Below are 1,141 nucleotides of genomic sequence, written 5' to 3' on the forward strand. Positions count from 1 at the left end.
CCCCCAGGCGATGGAGGTGGTGGGTTGTCCTTGGGTGTGGTTTTGCTGGGCGAGGGCGTCGAGGTGGGCGTTGGCGGCGGCGTAGAGGGATTGTCCGCTGCTGCCCCAGGTGGCGGCGGCGGAGGAGAAGTGGACGACGGTGTGGAGGGGGGTGTGGGCGGTGTGGTGGTGGAGGAGTTGGGCGCCGGTGGTTTTGGCGTTGAGGATGTGGGTGGCCTGGGTGGGGGTGAGGTGGGTGAGGGGGGTGGTCTGTGGGGTTCCGGCGGTGTGGAAGAGGGCTTGGAGGGGTGGGTGGTGGGTGTTGATGTGGTGGATGAGGTCGTGGACTTGTTGGGGGTCGGTGAGGTCGCAGGGGGTGATGGTGGTGTGGGTGCCGAGTTGGGTGAGGTGGTGTTGGAGTTGGGTGGCGCCGGGGGCGTGGGGTCCTTGGCGGCTGGTGAGGATGAGGTGTTTGGCGCCTTTGCGGGCGAGCCAGGTGGCGAGGTGGGTGCCGAGGGCGCCGGTGCCGCCGGTGATGAGGATGGTGCCGGGGGGTGGGGTCCAGGGGGTGGGTGTGGTGGTGGGGGTGGTGGGGGTGAGGCGGCGGGCGTAGGTGGTGTGGGTGCGGATGGCGATCTGGTCTTCGTGGGGTTGTGGGGTGTTGGTGTTCTGGGTGGTGGTGAGGTGGGTGGTGAGGTGGTGGAGGTGGTGGGGTGTGGGGTGTGGGGGGAGGTCGATGAGGCCGCCCCAGTGTCGGGGGTGTTCGAGGGCGGCGGTCTGGCCGAGTCCCCAGAGGCGGGCGGTGTAGGGGTTGGGGGTGTCGGTGGGGTGGATGGTGGTGGCTTGGCGGGTGGTGATCCACAGGCGGGTGGTGAGGGGGGTGGTGGTGAGGGCTTGGATGGTGGTGAGGGTGAGGGTGGTGGCGGGGTCGAGGGCGGGTTGGTGGGGGTGGGGTGTGACGGGGGTGGGGGCCAGGAGGATGCCGCTGAGGCCGTCGGGGTGGGCGGTGGCGATGTGGGTGAGTTGGGTGGCGAGTGTGTGTTTGTCGGTGGTGGCGGGGTCGAGGGTGAGGGTGTGGGTGTCGGCGCCGGCGGTGCGCAGTGCGGTGGTGAGGTCGGGTACGAGGGAGTCCCCGTCCTGACCGATCACCAGCCAACGCCCC

Annotated in this window: 1 protein-coding gene; it reads right to left on the reverse strand. The window is 70.0% G+C overall.

From position 1 onward, the window contains the following. Window positions 1-1,128: beta-ketoacyl reductase (locus ACF07S_RS33500; protein ID WP_391975931.1), on the reverse strand; the 1,128-nt coding region annotated here is incomplete at its 3' end. Between the last annotated feature and the right edge of the window lie 13 nt (window positions 1,129-1,141).

Source organism: Streptomyces sp. NPDC016640, from assembly GCF_043076215.1.
Classification (GTDB): domain Bacteria; phylum Actinomycetota; class Actinomycetes; order Streptomycetales; family Streptomycetaceae; genus Streptomyces.